Annotated in this window: 20 protein-coding genes; 14 read left to right on the top strand and 6 right to left on the bottom strand. The window is 72.3% G+C overall.

Features of this window, described 5'->3' with window-relative positions:
• Nucleotides 1-104: 104 nt before the first annotated feature.
• Both J2X68_RS11845 and J2X68_RS11850 read left to right on the top strand, forming a co-directional pair.
• Entirely contained in the window at nucleotides 105-725 is a 621-nt protein-coding gene (locus J2X68_RS11845; protein ID WP_310432414.1) for a hypothetical protein, read from the top strand.
• A 142-nt stretch (nucleotides 726-867) separates the two neighbouring features.
• On the top strand, nucleotides 868-1,758 hold the full coding sequence (locus tag J2X68_RS11850; RefSeq protein ID WP_310432415.1) for a serine protease: 891 nt from the start codon (nucleotides 868-870) through the stop codon (nucleotides 1,756-1,758).
• 30 nt (nucleotides 1,759-1,788) lie between these two features.
• Here J2X68_RS11850 and J2X68_RS11855 read toward each other — a convergent pair whose 3' ends face one another.
• Both J2X68_RS11855 and J2X68_RS11860 read right to left on the bottom strand, forming a co-directional pair.
• Entirely contained in the window at nucleotides 1,789-3,414 is a 1,626-nt protein-coding gene (locus tag J2X68_RS11855; RefSeq protein ID WP_310432416.1) for a D-aminoacylase, read from the bottom strand.
• A 39-nt stretch (nucleotides 3,415-3,453) separates the two neighbouring features.
• Nucleotides 3,454-4,728: an amino acid deaminase gene (locus J2X68_RS11860; RefSeq protein ID WP_310432417.1), complete on the bottom strand. Its 1,275-nt coding sequence runs from the start codon at nucleotides 4,726-4,728 to the stop codon at nucleotides 3,454-3,456.
• Nucleotides 4,729-4,890: 162 nt separating this feature from the next.
• Here J2X68_RS11860 and J2X68_RS11865 point away from each other — a divergent pair, with 162 nt between their 5' ends.
• From J2X68_RS11865 to J2X68_RS11885, 5 genes are all read left to right on the top strand, one after another.
• A complete protein-coding gene (locus J2X68_RS11865; protein WP_310432418.1) occupies nucleotides 4,891-5,946 on the top strand; it encodes a sugar kinase in 1,056 nt (351 codons plus the stop codon).
• Nucleotides 5,943-6,710 carry an IclR family transcriptional regulator gene (locus tag J2X68_RS11870; protein WP_310432419.1) on the top strand — a complete coding sequence of 256 codons (768 nt, stop codon included), beginning with the start codon at nucleotides 5,943-5,945 and terminating at the stop codon, nucleotides 6,708-6,710. Before J2X68_RS11865 ends, J2X68_RS11870 begins: the two co-directional genes overlap by 4 nt.
• Nucleotides 6,711-6,717: 7 nt before the next feature.
• Nucleotides 6,718-7,128, top strand: coding sequence for a RidA family protein (locus tag J2X68_RS11875; RefSeq protein WP_310432420.1), 411 nt, complete (start codon nucleotides 6,718-6,720; stop codon nucleotides 7,126-7,128).
• 159 nt (nucleotides 7,129-7,287) lie between these two features.
• Entirely contained in the window at nucleotides 7,288-8,766 is a 1,479-nt protein-coding gene (locus tag J2X68_RS11880; RefSeq protein ID WP_310432421.1) for a gluconate:H+ symporter, read from the top strand.
• 65 nt (nucleotides 8,767-8,831) lie between these two features.
• Complete coding sequence (locus J2X68_RS11885; protein WP_310432422.1) at nucleotides 8,832-9,503, top strand: hypothetical protein; 672 nt, start codon at nucleotides 8,832-8,834, stop codon at nucleotides 9,501-9,503.
• Here the strand turns inward: J2X68_RS11885 and J2X68_RS11890 are convergent.
• Nucleotides 9,500-10,870 (bottom strand): M14 family metallopeptidase, encoded by a 1,371-nt coding sequence (locus J2X68_RS11890; protein WP_310432423.1) that lies wholly within the window; start codon nucleotides 10,868-10,870, stop codon nucleotides 9,500-9,502. The two genes, J2X68_RS11885 and J2X68_RS11890, sit on opposite strands and share 4 nt — an antisense overlap.
• Before the next feature lie 280 nt (nucleotides 10,871-11,150).
• Here J2X68_RS11890 and J2X68_RS11895 point away from each other — a divergent pair, with 280 nt between their 5' ends.
• A complete protein-coding gene (locus J2X68_RS11895) occupies nucleotides 11,151-12,488 on the top strand; it encodes an Nramp family divalent metal transporter (RefSeq protein ID WP_310432424.1) in 1,338 nt (445 codons plus the stop codon).
• A 241-nt stretch (nucleotides 12,489-12,729) separates the two neighbouring features.
• On the opposite strand, the gene J2X68_RS11900 is transcribed toward J2X68_RS11895, so the two are convergent.
• Nucleotides 12,730-13,989 carry a hypothetical protein gene (locus tag J2X68_RS11900; protein WP_310432425.1) on the bottom strand — a complete coding sequence of 420 codons (1,260 nt, stop codon included), beginning with the start codon at nucleotides 13,987-13,989 and terminating at the stop codon, nucleotides 12,730-12,732.
• 146 nt (nucleotides 13,990-14,135) lie between these two features.
• A complete protein-coding gene (locus tag J2X68_RS11905) occupies nucleotides 14,136-14,648 on the bottom strand; it encodes a SigE family RNA polymerase sigma factor (RefSeq protein ID WP_310432426.1) in 513 nt (170 codons plus the stop codon).
• A 118-nt stretch (nucleotides 14,649-14,766) separates the two neighbouring features.
• Between J2X68_RS11905 and J2X68_RS11910 the strand changes: the two genes are divergently transcribed.
• Complete coding sequence (locus J2X68_RS11910) at nucleotides 14,767-15,171, top strand: hypothetical protein (RefSeq protein ID WP_310432427.1); 405 nt, start codon at nucleotides 14,767-14,769, stop codon at nucleotides 15,169-15,171.
• Between the two features lie 188 nt (nucleotides 15,172-15,359).
• On the opposite strand, the gene J2X68_RS11915 is transcribed toward J2X68_RS11910, so the two are convergent.
• Nucleotides 15,360-17,057: a glycoside hydrolase family 18 protein gene (locus J2X68_RS11915; RefSeq protein ID WP_310432428.1), complete on the bottom strand. Its 1,698-nt coding sequence runs from the start codon at nucleotides 17,055-17,057 to the stop codon at nucleotides 15,360-15,362.
• 250 nt (nucleotides 17,058-17,307) lie between these two features.
• Between J2X68_RS11915 and J2X68_RS11920 the strand changes: the two genes are divergently transcribed.
• The 5 genes from J2X68_RS11920 to J2X68_RS11940 all read left to right on the top strand — a co-directional run bounded on the left by J2X68_RS11920 (nucleotide 17,308) and on the right by J2X68_RS11940 (nucleotide 21,044).
• The gene (locus J2X68_RS11920; protein ID WP_310432429.1) at nucleotides 17,308-18,180 is read left to right on the top strand and encodes a hypothetical protein; all 873 of its coding nucleotides are present in this window, start codon (nucleotides 17,308-17,310) and stop codon (nucleotides 18,178-18,180) included.
• A gap of 100 nt (nucleotides 18,181-18,280) precedes the next feature.
• On the top strand, nucleotides 18,281-18,988 hold the full coding sequence (gene cpaB / locus J2X68_RS11925; protein ID WP_310432430.1) for a Flp pilus assembly protein CpaB: 708 nt from the start codon (nucleotides 18,281-18,283) through the stop codon (nucleotides 18,986-18,988).
• A gap of 13 nt (nucleotides 18,989-19,001) precedes the next feature.
• The gene (locus J2X68_RS11930) at nucleotides 19,002-20,258 is read left to right on the top strand and encodes an AAA family ATPase (RefSeq protein WP_310432431.1); all 1,257 of its coding nucleotides are present in this window, start codon (nucleotides 19,002-19,004) and stop codon (nucleotides 20,256-20,258) included.
• 5 nt (nucleotides 20,259-20,263) lie between these two features.
• On the top strand, nucleotides 20,264-20,647 hold the full coding sequence (locus tag J2X68_RS11935; RefSeq protein ID WP_310432432.1) for a pilus assembly protein: 384 nt from the start codon (nucleotides 20,264-20,266) through the stop codon (nucleotides 20,645-20,647).
• Between the two features lies 1 nt (nucleotide 20,648).
• Entirely contained in the window at nucleotides 20,649-21,044 is a 396-nt protein-coding gene (locus J2X68_RS11940; protein WP_310432433.1) for a TadE/TadG family type IV pilus assembly protein, read from the top strand.
• Nucleotides 21,045-21,060: the final 16 nt, after the last annotated feature.

Consider the following 21,060-nt stretch of genomic DNA (forward strand, 5'->3'; position numbering starts at 1 on the left):
GTAACGCTTCCGGGGGCGTGTTTCCCGCCACGTGAGACGTGTGGTTTGGGTCGTTATCGCCGGTAGCTGTCCCAGGAGTCACTTCAGTCCCTACAATCCCCGGCATGTTCAGGCCAGGTGAGAGTGGCGGGCCCCCGGTGCGGCCGATCGTGTACCACCCGTACGCCGAGACCGATCCGGCCTCGTACGAGAGCTACGCCGATCCGGCGGCCGCCCATGGCTGGGAGAACGCCTACGACGAGACGGCCCAGCTGCCCCGGGTCTCCCCTCCGGAGAGGGAGCCGGGCGGCCGGGTGGACCGTCGGCGCGCCGAGCGCCGGGCGGGCGGCCGGTCCTCGCGCCGTGTGCTGGCCGCCGCGGGGGCGGTCGGTGCGGTGGCGCTGGCCGCGGTGGTGGCGGGGATGTCCTTCTCCGGGGATCCGGCCGCGGGCCAGCGCGGGAAGCAGGGGGACACCCGCTCCGCGGACGACGCGGTGAGTCCGTCGGACGCCCCGGCTTCGGCCGTGAGCGGCTCCGACGGGTCCGTGCGGCCGACCCCGTCCGCCTCCGTCGCCGCGGTGCCGTCCGCGGGGGGCACGGACTCCGCGTCGCCCTCGGCCGAGGAGTCGGCCGACGCCGCCGCGAGCCGGTCGGCGAGCGCCGCGCCCTCGGCCTCGGCGTCCGGGGCCGGGTCCGGGAAGGGCAATCCCGGGAAGGGGCGGGGCCGGGACAAGAGCGGCAGGTAGGCCGGAGCGGCCCCTCGGCCCCGGCTTCCGCGGCTGAAAAGCGACCCTTGTCGTCTCCTCTCTGCGCACTAACAATGCGCATGACAAAACAACGGGCGGCCGGAAGATCTCCGGTCGCCTTGTCGTAAGAGGGGACCCCCACATGAGAAAGCCTCTCGTCGCCGTGCTCTTCGCCCTGGCCATCGCCGGGGCGGGCGCGGCACCCGCGGTCGCCGCGCCGGTGAGCGCCAAGCCCGCGACCGCTTCCACGGCCTCGGCCTCCGCGGCGGACACCAAGGCCGCCGCCGCGCCGACGCTGCGGGCCGTCAACCTCGCCGGGACCGTCGCGCTCAGCAACTGTTCCGGCTCCGTCGTCCGCTTCCCGAACTCCCTGGACACCGACCCGGCGCTGGTGCTGTCCAACGGCCACTGCCTGTCGACCGGCTTCCCGGAGCCCGGCGAGGTGCTCGTCAACCAGGCCTCCAGCCGCACCTTCGGCCTGCTGAACTCCGCCGGCACCCGGGTCGCGACCCTGCGCGCCAGCAAGCTGGCCTACGGGACGATGACCGACACGGACGTCTCGATCTACCAGCTCACCAGCACCTACGCCACGATCAAGAACGCGTACGGGATCTCCGCGCTCACCGTGCAGGACACCCACCCGACCGCCGGCACCGCCATCACCGTGGCCTCCGGCTACTGGAAGACGCTCTACAACTGCAACATCGACGGGTTCGTGTACCGCCTGAAGGAGGGCGACTGGACCTGGAAGGACTCGGTCCGCTACACCTCCGCCTGCCAGACCATCGGCGGCACCTCCGGCTCGCCGGTGATCGACCAGTCCACCGGCAAGGTCGTCGCCGTCAACAACACCGGCAACGAGGACGGCGCGCGCTGCACGGAGAACAACCCCTGTGAGGTCGACGCGAGCGGCAACGTCACCGTCCGCCAGGGCATCAACTACGCCCAGGAGACCTACCTGATCCCGGCCTGCTTCACGACCGGCAACCAGCTCAACCTGAGCGCGACCGCCTGCACCCTGCCCAAGCCGTAGGGCTCGGGCCACCGGGCGCGCGGCGTTCCGTCACACGGGACTGCGACGGACCGCCCGCCCCGCCAGCTCGTCCGTGCGGCGGCCGTCCTCGACGACGAAGCGGCCGTCGATCAGGACGTGCGGGATGCCGGTGGGCAGGGTGCGCGGGGCTTCGTAGGTCGAGCCCGCCGCCACGGTGCGCGGGTCGAAGAGCACCAGGTCGGCGCGGTATCCCTCACGGACCAGGCCCCGGTCCGGCAGGCGCAGCCGAGCCGCCGGGCGGCCGGTCAGGTGGGCCACGCACTCCTCCAGGGACAGGATCCCCGCCTCCCGCACGTAGTGGCCGAGGTAGCGCGGGAACGTGCCGTACGCCCGCGGATGCGGCTTGGCGCCCGTCAGGACGCCGTCCGAGCCGCCCGTGTGGACACGGTGGCGCATGATCGTGCGGACGTTCTCCTCGTGGCCGACGTGCTGGAGGATCGTGGGGGCCAGCCGGTCCTCGACGAGGAGGCGGCGGGCCGTCGTCCAGGGTTCCTCGCCGCGCAGGAGCGCCGAGGCGTGGACCGTGCGGCCCACGTGGTCCGCCAGCCGCTCGTCGCCCACGCCCGAGATCTCGATGGTGTCCCAGTCCACCGGCACCCCGTGGCAGCCGTCCGCGCCGGTCACCTCCAGGTCGTGGCGGACGCGGGCGGCCGTGTCGTCGTCCGCGAGGCGGCGCAGGATCTCCTGCGGGCCGCCCTCGCTCGCCCAGCTGGGCAGCAGGGCCGCGAGAGTCGTGCAGCCGGGGGTGTACGGGTAGGTGTCGAGGGTGATGTCGGATCCGGAGTCCAGGGCCTCGTCCAGGAGCATCAGGAGCTCGGGCGCGCGGCCCTCGTTCACGCCGAAGTTCATGGTGGCGTGGGCCAGGTGCAGCGGGCAGCCGGCCTCGCGGGTCAGCTCGACCATCTCCGCGTACGCCGCGAGCGCGCCGGCCCCGTAACTGCGGTGGTGGGGGCAGTAGTAGCCGCCGTAGGACGCCACCACCCGGCACAGTTCCGTCAGTTCGGCGCCGCGCGCGTACATGCCGGGTGTGTACGTCAGCCCGGAGGACAGGCCCACGGCGCCCTGTTCCAGTCCCTCCGCGACCAGCCGGCGCATCCGGTCCAGCTCCCGGTCGGTGGCCGGGCGGTCCTCCCAGCCGACGACCAGGGCGCGGACCGTGCCCTGCGGGACGAGGTAGGCCGCGTTGACGGCGATGCCCCGGCCCCCGAAACCGTGGTCCAGGCGGTCCAGGTACTCGCCGACCGAACGCCAGTCGAAGTCGAGGTCGTCGCCGTACCCGTTCCAGCCGGTGATGGCCCGGCGGACCCCTTCGAGGGTGCGGTCGTCGACCGGGGCGTACGAGAGCCCGTCCTGGCCGAGGACTTCGAGGGTGACGCCCTGGGCGGCCTTCGCGCTGTGGTCGGGGTCGCGCAGCAGGGCGAGGTCGCTGTGGGCGTGCATGTCGATGAAGCCGGGGGAGAGGACCAGCCCCTCCGCGTCCAGTTCCCGCACCGCCTTCGGGCGCTGGCAGCCGGCGGCCGCCGCCTCCTTCACGATGGAGACGATCCTGCCGCCGTCGATCACCACGTCCGCGCGGTAGGAGTCCGCGCCGCTGCCGTCGACGACGTCCGCGTCCCGGACGACGAGGTCTTCCATGCCGTTGCCTCCTGCCAGTCTGTCGTCTGCCGCTGCCGGCTAGAAGAACGTGCGGATGTAGTCGACGACGGTGCCGTCCGCCTCGGCCAGCGGGATCAGCGGCCACTTGTCGAAGGACGTGCAGGGGTGGGAGAGGCCCAGGCCGACCCAGTCGCCCACCTCGAGGTCCGCCTCGGGGCCGGTGCGCAGCCAGGCGTGCTGGTCGGAGAGCGCGGTCACCGAGACGCCGGTGGCGGGGCGTTCCGTGCCGTCGCGGCGGATCACCTGGGCGACGGGCAGGTCCAGGTCGTAGGCCGCGTCGCGCTTGCCCGCGTTGACGAACGCCTGGTCGGGGGCGGGGCGGGAGACGACCTGGGTCCACAGGCGGAACGCGGGCTCCAGCGCGCCCTCCTCGGGGACCCGGTTGAACGGGGTCAGCCTGCGGTAGTGACCGTCGTCGTGCGAGACGTACGCTCCGGAGCGCAGCAGCTTCAGCACCGGCAGGGAGAGTCCGGGGATGCCGGCGAAGACCTCGGCGACCGTGTCGAACCAGGCGCTGCCGCCCGCGCTGACCACGATCTCCTCGGCTCCCGCGAAGCGCCCGGCCTCGTCGAAGTCGACGGCGAGGGCGACCAGGCGGCGCAGCCAGGCCCGCACCCGCTCGGGGTCGGCCCGCGGGACCTCGCCCTCGTAGCCCGCGACCCCGATCAGCCGCAGGGACGGCGCGGCGGCCACCGCGTCCGCGACCGCCGCGCACTCCTTCTCCGTACGGACCCCGGTGCGGGCGCCCTCGCCCGCGGCCAGTTCGACGACGACGTCCAGGGGGCGCCGGGCGCCGCGCAGCGCGGCGTCCATCAGCCCGACCCCGCGCACCGAGTCGACGTAGCAGACGAAGCGGAAGTCGGGGTCGGCGTCGAGCTGCGCGGAGATCCAGCGCAGAGCGGCCGCGTCCACCAGTTCGTTGGCGAGGAAGACCCGCTGGACGCCGTACGCCCGGGCCACCCGGACCTGGTGCGGGACCGCGAGGGTGATGCCCCAGGCGCCGCGGTCGGTCTGGCGCCGGAAGAGCTGCGGGGCCATGGAGGTCTTGCCGTGCGGGGCGAAGGCGAGCCCGTGGCGGACCGCGTAGGTCTCCATGAGGGCGAGGTTGTGTTCGAGGCGCTCGGCGGACAGGGCCAGCACGGGGGTGGCGAAGCCGTCGGTGAAGAGGTTGCGGCGCTGGGCGGCCAGCTCGCCGACGGTGAGGCCGTCGGCGTCCGGCGGGAGGCCCTTGAAGCGGTGGTCGACGCGTTCCCCGGCCAGTCGGGCGAGCGCCTCGCGTGCCTCGGTACCCATGGAACCTCCTGATCAGGAGCGTTGCGCAGCATGCAACGTCCATTGCGTATATCGCTTAGTGCTGTCTAACATCTCGGCCAACACGGGGTCAACGGAGCCTCTCCCGGCCTTCGCCCGGGGGGACCCCCTCTCGCTTCGCTCACCCGCACCAGCACAGGAGCCATGACGATCGTGACCGCCACCGGACCCTGCAACGCCTCCGACGCCGTGGACGTCGTCGCGCTCGGCGAGTCCATGGTCACCTTCCTGCCCTCCCGGCCGGGCCGCCTCGCCGACGTACCCTCCTTCGACCGGGGCATCGGCGGCGCCGAGTCCAACGTGGCCTGCGCGCTGGCCGCGGCCGGACACACGGCGCGCTGGGTCAGCAGGGTCGGCGCGGACGGGTTCGGCGACCATCTCGTCGAGACCGTCGGCTCCTACGGGGTCGACGTGACCTCCGTACGGCGCGACCCCGACCGCCCGACCGGCGTCTACTTCCGCACCGCCGGCGACCGGGCCACCGACGCGCACGAGGTCGCCTACTACCGGGCCGGGTCGGCGGCCTCCGCGATGTCCGCCGACACCGTCTGCCTCGACGCCGTGCGGGCCGGCCGGGTGCTGCACCTCACCGGGATCACCGCGGCCCTGTCCGCGGACTGCCTGGGCCTGCTGCGGGAACTGACGGCCCCCCGGCCCGGCGGCCGGCCCCTCGTCTCCTTCGACGTCAACCACCGGCCGGGGCTGTGGACCGACGGCAACGGCCCCCACGTCCTGCTCGAACTGGCCCGCGGCGCCGACCTGGTGTTCGTCGGCGAGGACGAGGCGGCCGAGGCGTGGGGCCTGGAGGGCGTCGACGCCGTACGGAGCGCGTTCCCCGACCCCGAGGTGCTCGTCGTCAAACAGGGCGCGCTCGGGGCGACCGTGTTCGACCGGGGGAGCGTCCTGCACGTCCCCGCCCCGCACGTCGACGTGGTCGCCGCCGTCGGCGCCGGGGACGCGTTCGCCGCCGGATTCCTCTCCGCCACCCTGCGCGGGCTGCCCGTGCGCGACCGCCTCCGGCACGGGCACCTCATGGCCGCCGCCGCCCTCACCGTCCCCGGTGACCTGGCCGTACCGCCCTCCCGGGACCACGCCGACCGGCTCGCGGCCCTCGACGACGCCGCGTGGGGGAGACTTCGACTCGGCCCCGGCTGGACGCACGCCGAAGAGCGGGCCGACGAGGAGGTACCCACCCCATGAGCCAGACCGTCGACCGAGCGCTGAGCATCCTGCCGCTGCTCGCCGAGGGCCCCGCCGACCTCGGACAGGTCGCCGACCGCCTCGGCGTGCACAAATCGACGGCCCTGCGGCTGTTGCGCACCCTGCACGAGCACGGCCTCGTCTACCGCCAGTCCGACCAGCGCTACCGTCTGGGCGCCCGCCTCTTCGCCCTCGCCCAGGAGGCGATGGAGAACCTCGACATCCGCGAGATCGCGCATCCGCACCTCGCCCGTCTCAACGAGACCTGCGGGCACACCGTGCACCTCGCCGTGTACGAGGAGGGCGAGGTCCTCTACATCGACAAGGTGGAGAGCCGCTACCCGGTGCGCATGTACTCGCGGATCGGCAAGCCCGTCGCCATCACGGTCGCCGCCGTCGCCAAGCTGCTGCTCGCCGACCTGCCCGAGCCCGAACGGCGGGCCATCGCCGAGAAGCTCGACTACCCCCTCTACACGGCCCGTTCGACCCCCAACGCCACCGCCTTCCTGCGCGAGCTGGACAAGGTGCGCGAACAGGGCTGGGCCACCGACCTCGGTGGCCACGAGGAGTCCATCAACTGTGTCGCCGCGCCCGTCCGCGGCGCCGACGGCCGGGTGGTCGCCGCGATGTCGGTCTCCGCGCCGAACGTCGTCGTCACCGCCGACGAACTCCTCACCCTGCTCCCGCTGGTCCGCCGCACGGCGGACGCGATCAGCGGCGAGTACTCCGGCAGGACCCCGATCAAGGAAGCCCCGAAGGAATGAGCCCGGCATGACCGAGAAGACCGCCCTCACCCCCAGCACCCACACCACCCCGCCCGCGAAGTTCTCGCACGGGGTGCGCAAGGGCAACATCCTCCAGGTGGCGGGCCAGGTCGGCTTCCTGCCCGCCGAGGAGGGCAGGCCCCCGACGCCGGCGGGCCCGACCCTGCGCGAGCAGACCCTCCAGACCCTCGCCAACGTCCGGGCCGTCCTGGAGGAGGGCGGCGCGAGCTGGGACGACGTGATGATGATCCGCGTCTACCTGACGGACACGGCGCACTTCGCGGAGTTCAACGAGCTCTACAACGCGTACTTCGAGGCGCAGCCCCTCACCGCCCCGCCCGCGGCCCGTACGACGGTCTACGTCGGCCTCCCGGCCGGGCTGCTGGTCGAGATCGACGCGCTCGCCGTCCTCGGCTGACCCACCCGGACACCCGGCCCGGCCGACCGGCCCCGCCGACGCTCCGTCAACACCCGCACGCCGTACCGCCTCACGGCACGGCGTCCCCGTTCGCAGGGGGCGCCGTGCCGCGATCCCCCCTGCCCGAAAGCATCGTGAACTCCAGCAGAGGACCCCCGAATGCCCCTTCCGCTCGCGGCATCCACCCCCGCCCAGGCGCCACCCCACACCGGCGGACTGCTCCTCCTGATCGACGGCACCGCAGGCCTGCTGACGGTCGCCGCCCTCGGCATCGCCCTGCTCCTCTTCCTGATCATCAAGGTCAGGATCCAGCCCTTCGTGGCCCTCCTCGCGGTCTCCATAGCCGTCGGCCTGCTGGCCGGACTGTCCGTGACCGAACTCTTCGGCACCGTCCAGCGTTCGGACGCCGTCTCCACCATCGAGTCCGGGATGGGCGGCATCCTCGGCCATGTCGCGATCATCATCGGGCTGGGCACGATGCTCGGCGCGGTCCTCGAGGTCAGCGGCGGCGCCGAGGTGCTGGCGTCCCGGCTGCTCGGCGTGTTCGGCGAGCGGCGGGCGCCCCTCGCCATGGGCCTGACCGGCCTGATCTTCGGCATCCCGGTCTTCTTCGACGTCGGCATCTTCGTGCTGGCCCCGATCGTCTACGCGGCCGCCAAGCGCGGCGGCAAGTCGATCCTGCTGTACTGCCTCCCGCTGCTCGCGGGCCTGTCGATGACCCACGCGTTCCTGCCCCCGCACCCCGGTCCGGTCGCGGCCGCCGGCCTGCTGCACGTCGACCTCGGCTGGGTCATCCTCATGGGGGTCGTCTGCGGTCTCCCGGCGGTGCTGGCGGCGTGGGCGTTCTCGGCGTGGATCGGCCGCCGCATCTTCGTCGCGGTGCCGCAGGACATGGTCGAGGCGGCGGCGGAGGCGAAGCGGGCGGTCGTCGAGGAGCAGCGGAGGCAGGGTGTCGTGCCGCGCGAGGACCCGGTGCCGCTGGGCACGGTCGTCGGGATCATCGGGACGCCGCTGGTGCTGATCCTCGCCGCCACGTTCTCCTCGATCGCGCTCGACCCGTCCACCTTCCGCTCGGTGATCGAGTTCTTCGGCAGCCCGTTCGTGGCGCTGACCATCGCCCTGCTCCTCGCCTACTACCTGCTCGGCATCCGGCGCGGCTGGTCGCGCAGGTCGCTGGAGACCGTCTCGACGGCCTCGCTGAAGCCGGTCGGCAACATCCTGCTGGTCGTCGGCGCGGGCGGGATCTTCGGCGCCGTCCTCAAGGCGAGCGGGGTGGCCCAGGCGCTGTCGGACACCTTCAACGACGTGGGTCTGCCGGTGATCGTCCTCTCGTACCTGATCTCGGTCGTGCTGCGGGTCGCCCAGGGCTCGGCGACGGTGGCGATCGTGACGACGGCGGGCATCGTGGCGCCGCTGCTCGCCGAGGGCGACCACTCCCAGGCCTTCGTCGCCCTCGTCATCATGGCCATCTCGGCGGGCTCCATCTTCGCCTCGCACGTCAACGACGGCGGGTTCTGGATGGTGGCCAAGTACTTCGGCATCAGCGAGCGCGACACCCTCAGGACGTGGACCGTGCTGGAGACGGTGCTCTCGGTGGCCGGGTTCGTGATGGCGGCCGGAATGAGCCTCTTCGTGTAGGACTCCGGTAACGAAGTCAGGGGCTGACTGTGTCCGGCACAGGATCTTCGACCATACTGCCCGCTGTGGAGCAGCGCATAGGTTCGAGCAGCCAGCCCCTGGAGGGCGCCGGGTTCGACCCGGCATTCATCCCCGGGCTCACGTCGCCCGTGACCGCGGAGCCGGCGGACAAGAGGCCGGCCGAGGACGACGGCGTCGACGCCGTCGAGTCCGGGGCGGGAGAGGGGGAGTCGGCGGAGCGCCCGCGGACGTCGGCGGAGCCGGACGCGTCCGACGGGTCCGGTGATGCGGGCGACTCCTCGGAGCCCGTCGATGGCCCCGTCTTCGAGGCCGCCGACCGCCGCGCGCGGATCGTCGCCGACGCCAAGGGCGTGCGGCTCCGTCTCGACGAGGAGTCGTGCGAGTTCCGCTGGGACGAGATCGGCGCGGTCGAGACCGAGACGCCGCGCTTCGGCAAGCGGTTCACCGTCACGGTGCACACCCCTGACCGCCGCTGGTACCCGATCGAGATCGAGGCGACGGCCAGGTCCCGCTTCCAGGAGTGGGAGGAGCAGCTGGACGCCGTCCTCGACGCCTACTTCGAGGACGGCGAAGCCGAGGCCGAAGCGGACGCCGGGGACGAAGCCGTCGTCGAGGACACCGGCGCCGAGGCCGCCGAGGCCGAGCCCGCCGAGCCCGGGGACGCCGACGCCAAGGCCGCGAAGCCCGAGGACGCCGACGTCAGGACCGCGGACTAGACGCAGTACTGGGACTGCTTCCCGATGGACCGGTACATGCAGTCCGCGTTCTCGAGAAGCTGGAGCACCGCGTCCCGGTTACGGGAGGTCTCCCGCTCGATGACCTCGTCGGGCGGGTAGAACCCCCCTCCGGAAGCGGACGACGGATACATCTCGAAGGTGTACGAGAAGATCTTCTGCGTGCCCCAGAGATAGTCGTCGATCGACCCGTCGGTGATGTACAGGTCGCTGGACTGCTCGGGCGTGTACCCGTTGCTCGCGGCCATCTTCTGCCCGACGGCCTTGAACGCGGCGTTGTCGTCCGCGGTCATGCCGGTCGCCGTGTCCGCGGTGGTGTAGCCGAACGGCCACAGCACCAGCTGGCTGTACGTGTGGAAGTCGATCCCGGCGGTGATCTGCTGCTTCCCGCCCACGATCCGGCTGCGCACGAAGTCGGCGACGACCTTCACCTCGGGCGCGGACTCGGCGGCCGTGCCCCGGTAGGTCTCGGAGGACGTGGACCCCGAGGAGCCGCCGCAGCAGCCGAACTTGTAGTTCCAGTTCCGGTTGAGGTCCGTACCGACGTACGAGGAACCGGAGTTGGGCTGCCGGTTCTTGCGCCACGAGCGGTACGAGCCGGTCGCGATGTCGTACTCGCCGCCGTCCGGGTTGAGGTCGGGGACGATCCAGATCTCGCGGCCGTCGACCATGCCGGTGACGCGGGAGTCGGAGCCGTAGCCGGCGCCCAGCTCGCGGATCAGGTACAGCGCCATCTCGACCGTGAGGTGTTCGCGGGCGTGCTGGTGGTGGGTGAACAGCACCTCCGGCTCGGCCTCGTCGGTGGCGACGTTGTCGCTGATCTTGACGGCCACGATGTCCCGGCCCTGGTACGACTTGCCGATGACCCGCTTGCTCATGATGCCCGGGTAGGCGGCGATGCGCTGGTCGATCTCCGCGGTCATCTCGGCGTAGTTGTGGTACTTCGAGTCGGCGGACGGGAAGTCGAAGAGCCGTACCTCGTCCTCGGCGACCCGGTCGGGTGCCGAGCCCAGCAGGGACACCTCGTACCCCTGCGCGCGCAGCTTCCGCACCTGGTCCGCGCGGCCGGAGACCACGACGGTCTCCTCGTCGGCCTCGTCGACGCTCACCCCGGACGCGGCGATCGCGGTGCGCGTCCGGGCGGTGCTGTGGTGGACGTGGATCTCGTACTGGCGGATGTCGTCGGCGGAGGGGGCCGCCTTCGGTGCGCTGCCCGCCGCCGCGTCGGTGACGGTCGCCGAGACCGGGCCGGCGAGCGCGAGGGCGAGCAGTGCGGCGAGGACGGTGGTCCGCCTGCCGCCGTGGGCGCTTGTGGCGCCGGCGCCTGAGCCGCGAATGCGAAGTCGCATGAACTCTCCTTGTGGGGAGCCGGGTCGTGGGGGGCTGTGCGCTTGCTGTGTGCGGCGGTGCGGTGCCGCTCATCGTCGAGGCATGGCATGAGCAGGTCAAGACAGGACAAGGGGCCGCTGGCCGAAATCATGCGGAATGCGACGAGTGGCCGGCCGCGCAGTTTATCCGCGCCCGCACCGGTCGGCCGGTATCCCGGGTCCGGCCGGAGTGTGAGCACATCGGGTGGAGATCCCGCACGCACCCTTGCCGGAGCGGCCTCTTTGGGTTTTCTTGACCTCCATGGCGGACACCACGGGACCCCCCACGGAAAACTCCACGCACACCGAGGCACCATCCGGCACCGACAACGCGTCCCCCCGCAGATCGAGTTGGAAGTACATCGGCCCCGGCATCGTCGTGGCCGCGACCGGCGTCGGCGCCGGCGACCTGGTGGCCACGCTCATCGCCGGCAGCAACTTCGGCTACACCCTGCTCTGGGCGGCCGTGGTCGGCTGCCTGGTCAAGATCTCCCTGGCCGAGGCGGCCGGCCGCTGGCACCTCTCCACCGGCCGCACCCTCTTCGACGGCTGGGCGAGCCTCGGCCGCTGGACGACGTGGTTCTTCGTCGTCTACGTGGTCGTCTGGGGCTTCGTCTACGGCGCGGCGGCGATGTCGTCCAGCGCGCTGCCGCTCCAGGCGCTGTTCCCGGACGTGATGGACCTGGAGTCCTGGGCCATCGCCTGCGGTCTGGTGGGCCTGGCGTTCGTCTGGTTCAACAAGTACGCCGTCTTCGAGAAGGTCATGACGGTCCTGGTGGGCGTCATGTTCGTGGTGACGGTGTACCTGGCGATCCGGGTCACCCCCCACCTCGGCGACGCCTTCGCGGGCCTGCTCCCGATCCTGCCGGACGAGAAGGACTCCGTCCTCAACACCCTCGGCCTGATCGGCGGCGTCGGCGGCACGATCACCCTCGCCGCCTACGGCTACTGGGTGAACGCCAAGGGCTGGACGAACACCGGCTGGATGAAGGTGATGCGGCTCGACAACCGGGTCGCCTACGTGACGACCGGCGTCTTCGTCGTCGCCATGCTCTTCGTCGGCGCGGAGCTGCTGCACTCGGCGAACGTGGCGATCGCGAGCGGCGACAAGGGGCTCATCCAGCTGAGCGACATCCTGGAGGCGAAGTACGGCACGGCGACCGCCAAGTTCTTCCTGATCGGCTTCTTCGCCACCTCGTTCACCTCCCTGATCGGCGTCTGGCACGGCGTGAGCCTGATGTTCGCCGACTTCGTGGCGCGCTACCGCGGCCGCGGCGACGGGGGCGGCACCGAGGTCGCCTCGGGCGAGCGGGAGCGCTCCTGGCCCTTCCGGGCGTATCTGCTGTGGCTGACCTTCCCGCCGATCGTGCTGCTCTTCCAGGGCCAGCCGTTCCGCCTGATCATCCTGTACGGCGTGCTGGGCGCGGCCTTCCTGCCGTTCCTGGCCGGAACCCTGCTGTGGCTGCTCAACTCCTCCCGCACGCCGGGGGAGTGGCGCAACGGACTGCTGAGCAACGCGATGCTGGTGCTGGCGGGCCTGCTGTTCCTGGTGCTGTGCGTCAAGCAGATCTGGGACCAGCCGTGGTCGGAGTTCTTCTGACCCGTCCGGCCAGCCGGGAGGGGAGAGAGAAGGCAGAGCGGGCGGAGACGGCAGGGAGGGGAGAGAAGGCAGCGGGGAGAGGAGCGCGGCGGGGGCGGGGCCGCTCCCGCCGCGCACCGCCACCGCGTGTCGTACCCCTCCCCGCTCCGCGGCGGGCCGGGCGCCACGCGGGAGATCCTCGGCCTGCTCGCGGGCGCCCTGGCCTGAACCCGAGGGCCGGTCCGTGCCCGGTCCGCGGCCCTCAGTCCTCCGTGGCCCGCCACCGGGGGCTGAGCGCGACGGCCCGCAGCTGCTCGACCGTGAGCGCGGGCTCCGCGCGGGTCGCGGCCTTGTCCTGCTCGGCGGAGTTGAAGGCGCTGACGACCACCCGCAGACCGTCCTCGCGCAGGGTGTCCACCGTCCACATCACGACCCCGGCGCCGCCCTTCTCGCCGGGCCCCTGCTCCGTCGCGACGCGCGTGCCGTCGGCAAGGGTCTCGGCGCCCGAGCCGAACAGCTCGCCGGCCACGTCGGACATGTTCGGCTGCACGTTGACCTGGACCAGGCTCGCGCCCTTGCCGTCGTCGACGACGAAGTAGCCGTACCCCGTCTCCTGGCTGCCGTGCGCGACGCGGTCCAGGTCCTTGGGCAGCAGCAGGGCGAGCTTGCGCAGGACGAGCCAGCCGGCCATCTCCCGGGGGCGGCCGGCCGAGCCCGACGGGGAGGCCGGCTTCCGCTCCTCGTCGGGGATGGCGTCGGCGATGCGGCGCCACTGCGGGGCCTCGGCCAGCTTCTTCAACTGGTCCTTCGTCAGCGGTGGTTCGGGTCGGCTGACGGGCTTGCCCTTCTCCGCCGCGGCGTTCCACTCGACGACGCTCACATGGTGCCCGGCCGGGGTGACCAGGTCCGCGCCCCACGCCTTCCGGTTCTCGCGGTGGTCGGCATACTCGTAGCCCTGGTAGACGGTGATCGCGGAGCCGTCGGACAGCAGCTCGGTCCGGCAGCTGTCGAGGCCCGTCTGCTCGCCGTCCGGGCAGGGCATCACAGCGGTGGACGGATTCACCTCCCCGGCGTCCGCCGGGATCCGGGCCAGGCCCACCGAGACGGACCCCTCGCCCTCGCCGTCGTCGAACACGCCCACCGCCAGCGGCGGCAGGTCCTCGCCCGTGCCCCGCGCCTCCGTACGGCTGAACGTGCCCTCGGGAAGCAGCTGTCGCAGGGTGCGGACCATGTCGTCGGAGGAGTAGACCGGCTCGGCGCCGTCGCTGCCGGACGCGGCGACGGTGGAGGGCAGGGGCTCGGGCCTGCCGCCCCAGGGCGCGAGCAGCGCCCCGCCCACCCCCACCAGGGCGAGGCTCGCCGCTCCCCCCGCGATCGCGGTCCTGCGCCGCAGCCGCATCCGGTCCCCCCGGGCCCGCCCGGCGGCGACGAGCGCGGCGGGGCTGTCGAAGGCGCCGCCCGCCTCCCGCAGGGCGGCGGAGAGCTGCTCCTCGAAGGGGTCGCTGTACTGGTCGACGGGCATGGTGAACCACCGCTTTCGGCGAGACGGGTCGAAGAGAGGGCGAAGCAGGAGGGAGAGGGAGGCGCGCGGTCGGGGTGTGCGGTGCGGGCGTCCGTGCTGCCGGGGGCGGGACCGGCGCCGGAGGCCGGGGCCGGGTGCCGGACGGCTCAGGGGCGGGCGTATTCGCCGATGTCCTCGCCCAGCAGCTCCCGCAGTCGCCCGAGCGCCCGCGAGCAGCGCGTCCGCACCGCCGCCGAGCTGGCGTTCATCGCGCCCGCGGTCTCCTCTATCGAGCGGTCCTCCCAGTACCGCAGGACCACGACCGCCCGGTCCTTGGCGGGCAGCCGCCCGAGGGCCTGCATCAGGGTCAGCCGCAACGGCGTGTCGGTCCCGCTGCCGTCGGCCATGTCCGGGAACGTCTCCACCGCCCGCTCGCGACTGCTGCGCCGCCGCTGGTGGGCGAGGAAGGCACGGGTGAGGACGGTCTGCGCGTAACCGGCCGGGTTGTCGACCCGGGACACCCGCCCCCAGCGGACGTACAGCCTGCCGAGGGTCTCCTGGACCAGGTCCTCCGCGAGGTGTGTGTCCCCGGCGGTGAGCAGACACGCGGACCGGTAGAGATGCCCGGTGCGTGCCGCCGCGAACTCGGCGTACTCGTCCGCGCGGGCGGCCTGCCTCATGAGTGTCCCCCTGTGTCGGTTGCCTGCCGGCCTCACCTCACTAATGCGGTGGGGCGCGGGAAATGTTTCAGGGGAGACCGAAAGTGGCCGCACAGGATCGCGGGGGTACTTTTCCGGTGTGACAGACCAGCCGCCGTCCCCTCCGCCGCCGCCGGGCTTCGGCCCGCCCCCGCCGCAGTACGCCCCGTCGTACGCCCCGCAGCACCCGCCGCAGTACGCCCCGCAGGCGGGGCCGCCGCCCGGTCCGGAGTTCCTCGCGGTCGACAAGCACAACGCGGTCGTCGTGGACGCGGCGGGCGTCGCCTTCGAGATGTACGACATCACGGTCGAGTTCCCCTGGCCGGAGGTCCGCAGCGTGCACTACAAGGCGAGCCCCAACGGCAAGGCGCTCATGGTCGCCGTGGTCCACGTGGACGGCAGGGTCTACGAGTGCGTGGTGACGGCGCGGCCGAGGGAACGGTTGCAGGGCTGGTTCGCCCAACTGGCCTGGGTGCTGGGCCACTACCGGCCGACGGCGTACTAGACGGCGGACGCGCGGGCGGCCTGACCTGTGGGCCCCAGGGCATGCGGACGAGGGGCATGCGGACGCGTGGACGGACGTGCCGGAGGGTGCCGTCCACGGTCGTCCCGTGGAGCGACACCCTCCGTCACCCGCCGCCCGCTGCCCGCCGTCCGTTCAGCGGCTGTTCGTGAGCGCGCGCGGCCCCGCCGCTACGGCAGTCCGTGCACGTGCGGGCCCACGGCCGCCGACCAGGCGTTGCCCGCCGACGCGTCCCAGTTCGTCGACCACGTCATCGCGCCCCGCAGGCCGGGATAGGTCTTCGACGGCTTGAAGGAGCCGCAGCCCGTGCCCTTGGTGAGGCAGTCCAGGGCGTTGTTGACCACCGTCGGCGACACGTATCCGCTGCCCGCGCCGCTCGTCGAGGCCGGCAGGCCGAGGCCCACCTGGGACGGGTCCAGGCCGCCCTCCAGCTGGATGCAGGCCAGCGCCGTCAGGAAGTCCACCGAGCCCTGGCTGTAGACCTTGCCGTCGCAGCCCAGCATCGAACCGCTGTTGTAGTACTGCATGTTGACGACCGTGAGGATGTCCTTCACGTTCAGCGCCGTCTGGAAGTAGCCGTTCGACGTCGACTGCATGTCGATCGTCTGCGGGGCCATCGTCAGGACCAGACCCGACCCCGCCTTCGACGACAGCGACCGCAGCGCCTGCGACATGTACGTCGCGTTCAGGCCGTTCTCCAGGTCGATGTCCACGCCGTCGAAGCCGTACGTCTGCATCAGCGAGTACACCGAGTTCGCGAAGTTCGTCGCGGACGTGGCGTCGCTCACCGACACGGTGCCGTTCTGGCCGCCCACCGAGACGATGACCTTCTTGCCGGCCGCCTGCTTCGCCTTGATGTCCGCCTTGAACTGGTCGACCGTGTAGCCGCCCAGGCCCGCCGAGTCCAGGTTGAAGGTCACGGCGCCCGGCGTCGTCGTCGCGTCCGCGAAGGCCACGGCGATGATGTCGTACTGGGAGGAGACGTCGGAGATCTTCTGGACGGTCGCGCCGTTGTTGAAGTTCTGCCAGTAGCCGGTCACGGCGTGCTTGGGCACGGTCCCGCCCCCGGTGCCGGTCGCGGTGGTGGTGCCCGTGACCGCCGTGGACTTCACCGACTCGCCCGCCGCGTTGGTCGCGGTGACCTGGAAGCTGTACGAGGTCGAGGCCGCGAGGCCGGTGACGGTCGCCGAGGTCCCCGTCACCGCCGTGACCTTCGTGCCGCCGCGGTAGACGGAGTAGCCGGTCGCGCCGGAGACCGCGTTCCAGGAGAGGGAGACGGACGACGAGGTGGCGCCCGACACGGCCAGACCGGCCGGGGCCGCGGGCACCGTCGGGGCCGGGTCGCCGCCTCCGCCGCCGTCGGGGCCGTACACCGACACGTCGTCCGCGAAGTACGCCGCCTGGCCGTACCAGCCGTGCGTGTACACGGACACCGACGTGGTCGACGCGCCGGTGGTGAAGGTCGTCGACAGCTGCTTCCAGGAGGCCGAGTCGGGCGTCCAGGTCGACACGTCCGTCGTGCCGGTGCCGGTCACGCCCAGGTAGGTGTAGCCGCCCTGGACCCATGCGCTGAGCGTGTACGTCGAGTTGGGCTTCACCGCCACGGTCTGGGCGCACCGGGCGTTGTCCTGCCCGGCCGGTGTCGCCTTGAGCGCGGCCGCGCCTCCGTGCACGGGCGAGGAGACGGTCGTGCCGCTGCCCGCCGAACAGCTCCAGCCGGTCAGGCCGGACTCGAAGCCGGCGTTCCTGGCGTTGTTCAGGTCCGCGGCGGACGCCTGAGCCGCGCCCGTCATGGACAGGGCGAGGGCGGCGGCGAGGACGCCCGCGGCTCCCGACCCGAGTCGTGTCGTTCGTTTCAGTGGGGACATGACAGTAAGTTGGTCCAGACCAATTCTGTTGTCAAGAGGTCCGGCCGTGGAGGGCGCGTGGAGGGGGTCCGTGGGCAACTTGCTCCGGTTTGGCGGTACTTGCGCGAAGAAGAGTTGCTTGGCAGCCAGGGAAAGCTGTTCTCCGGCCACAGAGGCGTGGATACAGTGCTGAGGTAGTCACGCAATGAAGTCACCCCGGTGCACCGGAGTAACGCCGGTGGGCCGGACCGCGGGAATCGGGGAGCTGCGCGTGCCAACAGCCATTGCCGTGACCGGAGCCGACCTGGCGCTGCCGCCGCAGGACGAGCGCACCCTGCCCGCCACCGTCCTCGCCGACCTCGACCAGCAGCCCCTGGACCGCGCCCTCGCCGCCGTCCAGGCCCTCGTCGATCAGTACGGACACGTGATCGTCGTGTTCTCGCGGTCCGTCCCCGCCGCCGTCGAGCAGCGACTGCACACCATCCGCTCCCTCCTGGAGAGCGACCGCATCGCGCTCTTCCGCCCCGACCTTCCGCCGCTCGCGGTGGCCGTCCTGGCCCGCCAGCTGCGCCAGCTGGCCTCCTGCGACCTCGGGCCCGGCGTCCTCGCCTCCGCCGGCCGGCTGCTCACGCACTACCTCCACGCGGGGGCGCTGCTCGGCTCGGTCGCCCGCCTCGACCGGGTGCCGGTGGTCGGCCTGAAGTCGCATGCCAGGTCATGGGTTCCGGGTAGTCAGTTCGGTGTGCTCGCCCACCCGCAACCGCACCTGGTCAAGGCCACTCCCGAAACCGCGCTGCCCGGACCGGAGTTCGGCACCTGGCTGCTCGTCGCGCGCGGGCAGCTCCCGTCCGACTGGGTCACCGAGGTCCTCGCCCCCGCCTGGAAGGTCCAGGGGCTGCGCGAGACACACCTGCCCGCCGAGTCCGCCGACTGGTGGGGCACCGGCAAGGCGATCGAGTTCTGCGCCTACCTGCCCGACCTCTCGGTCCTCTACCAGCTGGTCACCTCCGTCCGGCAGTCCCTCTGCCACTGGTGCGGCATCGACGTGATCGGCGACCGCTGCGTCTTCTGCTCCGCGACCCCGCCGCCTCCCTCCGACCTCACCGCCCGTCCCGCCGCCCGCGCGCTCACGGCGGGCGACTGAACCGGCCCCACCGGCCCGCCAGCCCCACCAGCCCGACCAGCTCGACCTGTACGCCTGTTCCCGTCCGCTCGACCCGACCCCCAACGAGGTTGCACGGCTCATGAACTCCCGTCAGCGCCGCGGCGTGATTCTCCTGCTCCTGTCGGTCCTGTGCGCCCTCGGCGCGTTCGCCGGCGTCCTCTCCGTCATCGACGACGTGAAGTCCAAGGTCGGCCCCGAGGTCACGGCGTACGAGCTGCGTTCCGACGTGGCGCCCTACACCACCCTGAGCGCGGGCCAGTTCAAGAAGATCGAGATGCCGGAGCGCTGGCTCTCGGAGAACGCCGTCACCGACCTCGACGCGATCCGCGGCAAGATCGCCGTGACGACGCTGAAGAAGGGCTCCCTGCTCCAGAGCGACATGATCGTCGACCAGCCCGCCCTCCGGCCGGGTCAGCAGGAGGTCGCCATCATGATCGACGCGGCCACCGGCGTCGCGGGCAAGATCACCCCGGGGTCGTCGGTCAACGTCTACGCCACCTTCGAGGGCGCCCGGGAGAGCGACCCCGACCAGTCGAAGATCATCGTCACCAACGCCCGGGTCCTCGACGTGGGCGAGCTGACGGCCCTCGAACCGGACGAGAACAACCGCAGCCAGTCGCCCACCGACGCGGTGCCCATCACCTTCGCGCTCTCCACGCTCGACGCCCAGCGCATCACCTACGCCGAGTCCTTCGCCAAGCGCGTCCGCCTCGCCCTCGTCGCGCCCGGCGGCGACACCACGGTCCCCGACCAGGACCGCACCTACGAACTCGTCACGGACAAGTGAGAGGCCGCCGCCCATGCCCACGAGGATCCTCCCGGCCGTCGGCGACGCGGACGCGGTCCGTTCCCTCACCACCCTGCTCAGCCAGCTCCCGGACGCCGAACCGGTGCCCCCGGTCTCCGACTCCACCCAGCTCGTGGACACCCTCGCCCGGCTGGCCGCCGAGTCGGTCGACGAGCTGCCCGAGGTCGTCGTCGTCCACGAACGCATCGGCCCCGTACCGGCGCTGGAGCTGGTCCGGGAGGTCGCCCTGCGCTTTCCCGCGGTCGGCGTCATCCTCGTGACCACCGACGTGGGCCCCGGCCTGTTCGCCGCCGCCATGGACTCCGGCGCCCGCGGCCTGGTCACCCTCCCGCTGAGCTACGAGGACCTCGCCAACCGGGTCCAGGCCGTCGCCCAGTGGTCGGTCGGAGTACGGCGCCATCTCGGCCACGGCACCGACGTGTTCACCGGCGTCGGCGGCACCGTCGTCACGGTCAGCGGCGCCAAGGGGGGCGTGGGCGCGACCCTCACGGCCGTGCAACTGGCTCTCGCCGCCCAGGCGTCCGGCCGGTCCACCGCCCTCGTCGACCTCGACCTCCAGTCCGGCGACGTGGCCTCCTACCTGGACGTCCAGTTCCGCCGCTCGGTCGTGGACCTGGCCGCCATCACCGACATCTCGCCCCGCATCCTCGCCGAGGCCGTCTTCCGGCACGACACGGGCGTGGCCCTCCTCCTCGCCCCCGCCGAGGGCGAACGCGGCGAGGAGGTCACCGACCGGGCCGCCCGCCAGATCCTCGGCGCCCTGCGCTCCCGCTACGAGGTCGTCGTCGTCGACTGCGGGGCGCAGCTGAGCGGCGCGGGCGCGGCCGCCGTCGAACTGGCCGAGCGGGCCCTGCTCGTCACCACCCCCGACGTGGTGGCCGTCCGCGGCGCCAAACGCACCGTGCGCATGTGGGACCGGCTCCAGATCCGCAAGGCCGAGGAGACGACCGTCGTCGTCAACCGCCACACGCGCGGCACGGAGATCCAGCCCCCGCTCATCCAGAAGATCACCGGCACGGCGATCGCCGCGACCACCGTCCCCGCCAACTTCCGGGAACTGCAGGCCGCGGTCGACGCGGGCCGGGTGCACGCCCTCGACGGCAAGGGCGCCGTGCGGCAGGCCCTGTGGGCGCTCGCGGCGGAACTGGGACTGGTCAAGGCGCCGGAGACCGCCCTCGTGCGCAGGGCGGGCGGCCGGGCGCGCGCCGCGGACCGGGGCGCGGCCGGGTTCCGGCGGCGAAGGGAGTGAACGGCATGTGGGGACACAGGGCGCGCGACCGGGGCCAGGTCACCATCGAGTTCCTCGGCATGACACCGCTGATCATCGTGACCTTGGTGGTGGTGTGGCAGTTCGTCCTCGTGGGGTACACGTTCACGCTCGCGGGGAATGCTGCCGACGAGGCGGTGCGGGCGGGGACGGCGGCCCCTCCGGGGGAGCGGCTCGAGGCGTGCCGGCAGGCGGGCCTGGAGAAGCTCGGGGACGCGTGGAAGGGGAACGCCGTGGTCGATTGCGGCGGCAGCGGCTATGTCACGGCGGACGTCTCCCTCAAGGTCCCGGTCCTCTTCCCCGGCACCATCGACTTCCCGTTCACGGTGCGCGGCCACGCCGGCGCCGTCGAGGAAGAGGACGGCGACTGAGATGCCCGGAGCGAGGTTCGGCGAGACCCGCGGCGCGAGGTCCGGGCGCGGGCGCGGGGGCGGCGGTGACCGGGGTCAGGTGGCCCTGGAGTACCTCGGGTTCCTCCCGCTGCTCCTCCTCGTGGCCCTGGCGGCCGTACAGCTCGGCCTGATCGCGTACGCGGCGCAGCAGGCGGGCACGGCGGCCCGGACCGGCGCCCGCAGCGCGTCCCTCGACGAGGACTACGGCGCCGGCTGCGCGCAGGCCGTGAGCAGTTGGCTGGACGTGAGTTGCAGCGCGGCCGGCCTGGGCGACGAGGTCCGGGTCACCTCCACCGTCACCATCCCGTCCGTCATTCCCGGCATCGGGGACTTCGGCCAGGCCCACAAGACGGCCACGATGCCGGTCGACCACTGAGGGAAGGGCATCCGAC

It is taken from the genome of Streptomyces sp. 3330 (genome assembly GCF_031456635.1).
Classification (GTDB): domain Bacteria; phylum Actinomycetota; class Actinomycetes; order Streptomycetales; family Streptomycetaceae; genus Streptomyces.

Coding starts and splice junctions, on each gene's coding strand:
- J2X68_RS11895 (WP_310432424.1), top strand. CDS start 11,151: ATGGCGGACACCACGGGACCCCCCACGGAAAACTCCACGCACACCGAG.
- J2X68_RS11890 (WP_310432423.1), bottom strand. CDS start 10,870: ATGCGACTTCGCATTCGCGGCTCAGGCGCCGGCGCCACAAGCGCCCAC.
- J2X68_RS11855 (WP_310432416.1), bottom strand. CDS start 3,414: ATGGAAGACCTCGTCGTCCGGGACGCGGACGTCGTCGACGGCAGCGGC.
- cpaB (WP_310432430.1), top strand. CDS start 18,281: ATGAACTCCCGTCAGCGCCGCGGCGTGATTCTCCTGCTCCTGTCGGTC.
- J2X68_RS11850 (WP_310432415.1), top strand. CDS start 868: ATGAGAAAGCCTCTCGTCGCCGTGCTCTTCGCCCTGGCCATCGCCGGG.
- J2X68_RS11915 (WP_310432428.1), bottom strand. CDS start 17,057: ATGTCCCCACTGAAACGAACGACACGACTCGGGTCGGGAGCCGCGGGC.
- J2X68_RS11905 (WP_310432426.1), bottom strand. CDS start 14,648: ATGAGGCAGGCCGCCCGCGCGGACGAGTACGCCGAGTTCGCGGCGGCA.
- J2X68_RS11865 (WP_310432418.1), top strand. CDS start 4,891: ATGACGATCGTGACCGCCACCGGACCCTGCAACGCCTCCGACGCCGTG.
- J2X68_RS11935 (WP_310432432.1), top strand. CDS start 20,264: ATGTGGGGACACAGGGCGCGCGACCGGGGCCAGGTCACCATCGAGTTC.
- J2X68_RS11940 (WP_310432433.1), top strand. CDS start 20,649: ATGCCCGGAGCGAGGTTCGGCGAGACCCGCGGCGCGAGGTCCGGGCGC.
- J2X68_RS11875 (WP_310432420.1), top strand. CDS start 6,718: ATGACCGAGAAGACCGCCCTCACCCCCAGCACCCACACCACCCCGCCC.
- J2X68_RS11845 (WP_310432414.1), top strand. CDS start 105: ATGTTCAGGCCAGGTGAGAGTGGCGGGCCCCCGGTGCGGCCGATCGTG.
- J2X68_RS11870 (WP_310432419.1), top strand. CDS start 5,943: ATGAGCCAGACCGTCGACCGAGCGCTGAGCATCCTGCCGCTGCTCGCC.
- J2X68_RS11860 (WP_310432417.1), bottom strand. CDS start 4,728: ATGGGTACCGAGGCACGCGAGGCGCTCGCCCGACTGGCCGGGGAACGC.
- J2X68_RS11880 (WP_310432421.1), top strand. CDS start 7,288: ATGCCCCTTCCGCTCGCGGCATCCACCCCCGCCCAGGCGCCACCCCAC.
- J2X68_RS11930 (WP_310432431.1), top strand. CDS start 19,002: ATGCCCACGAGGATCCTCCCGGCCGTCGGCGACGCGGACGCGGTCCGT.
- J2X68_RS11900 (WP_310432425.1), bottom strand. CDS start 13,989: ATGCCCGTCGACCAGTACAGCGACCCCTTCGAGGAGCAGCTCTCCGCC.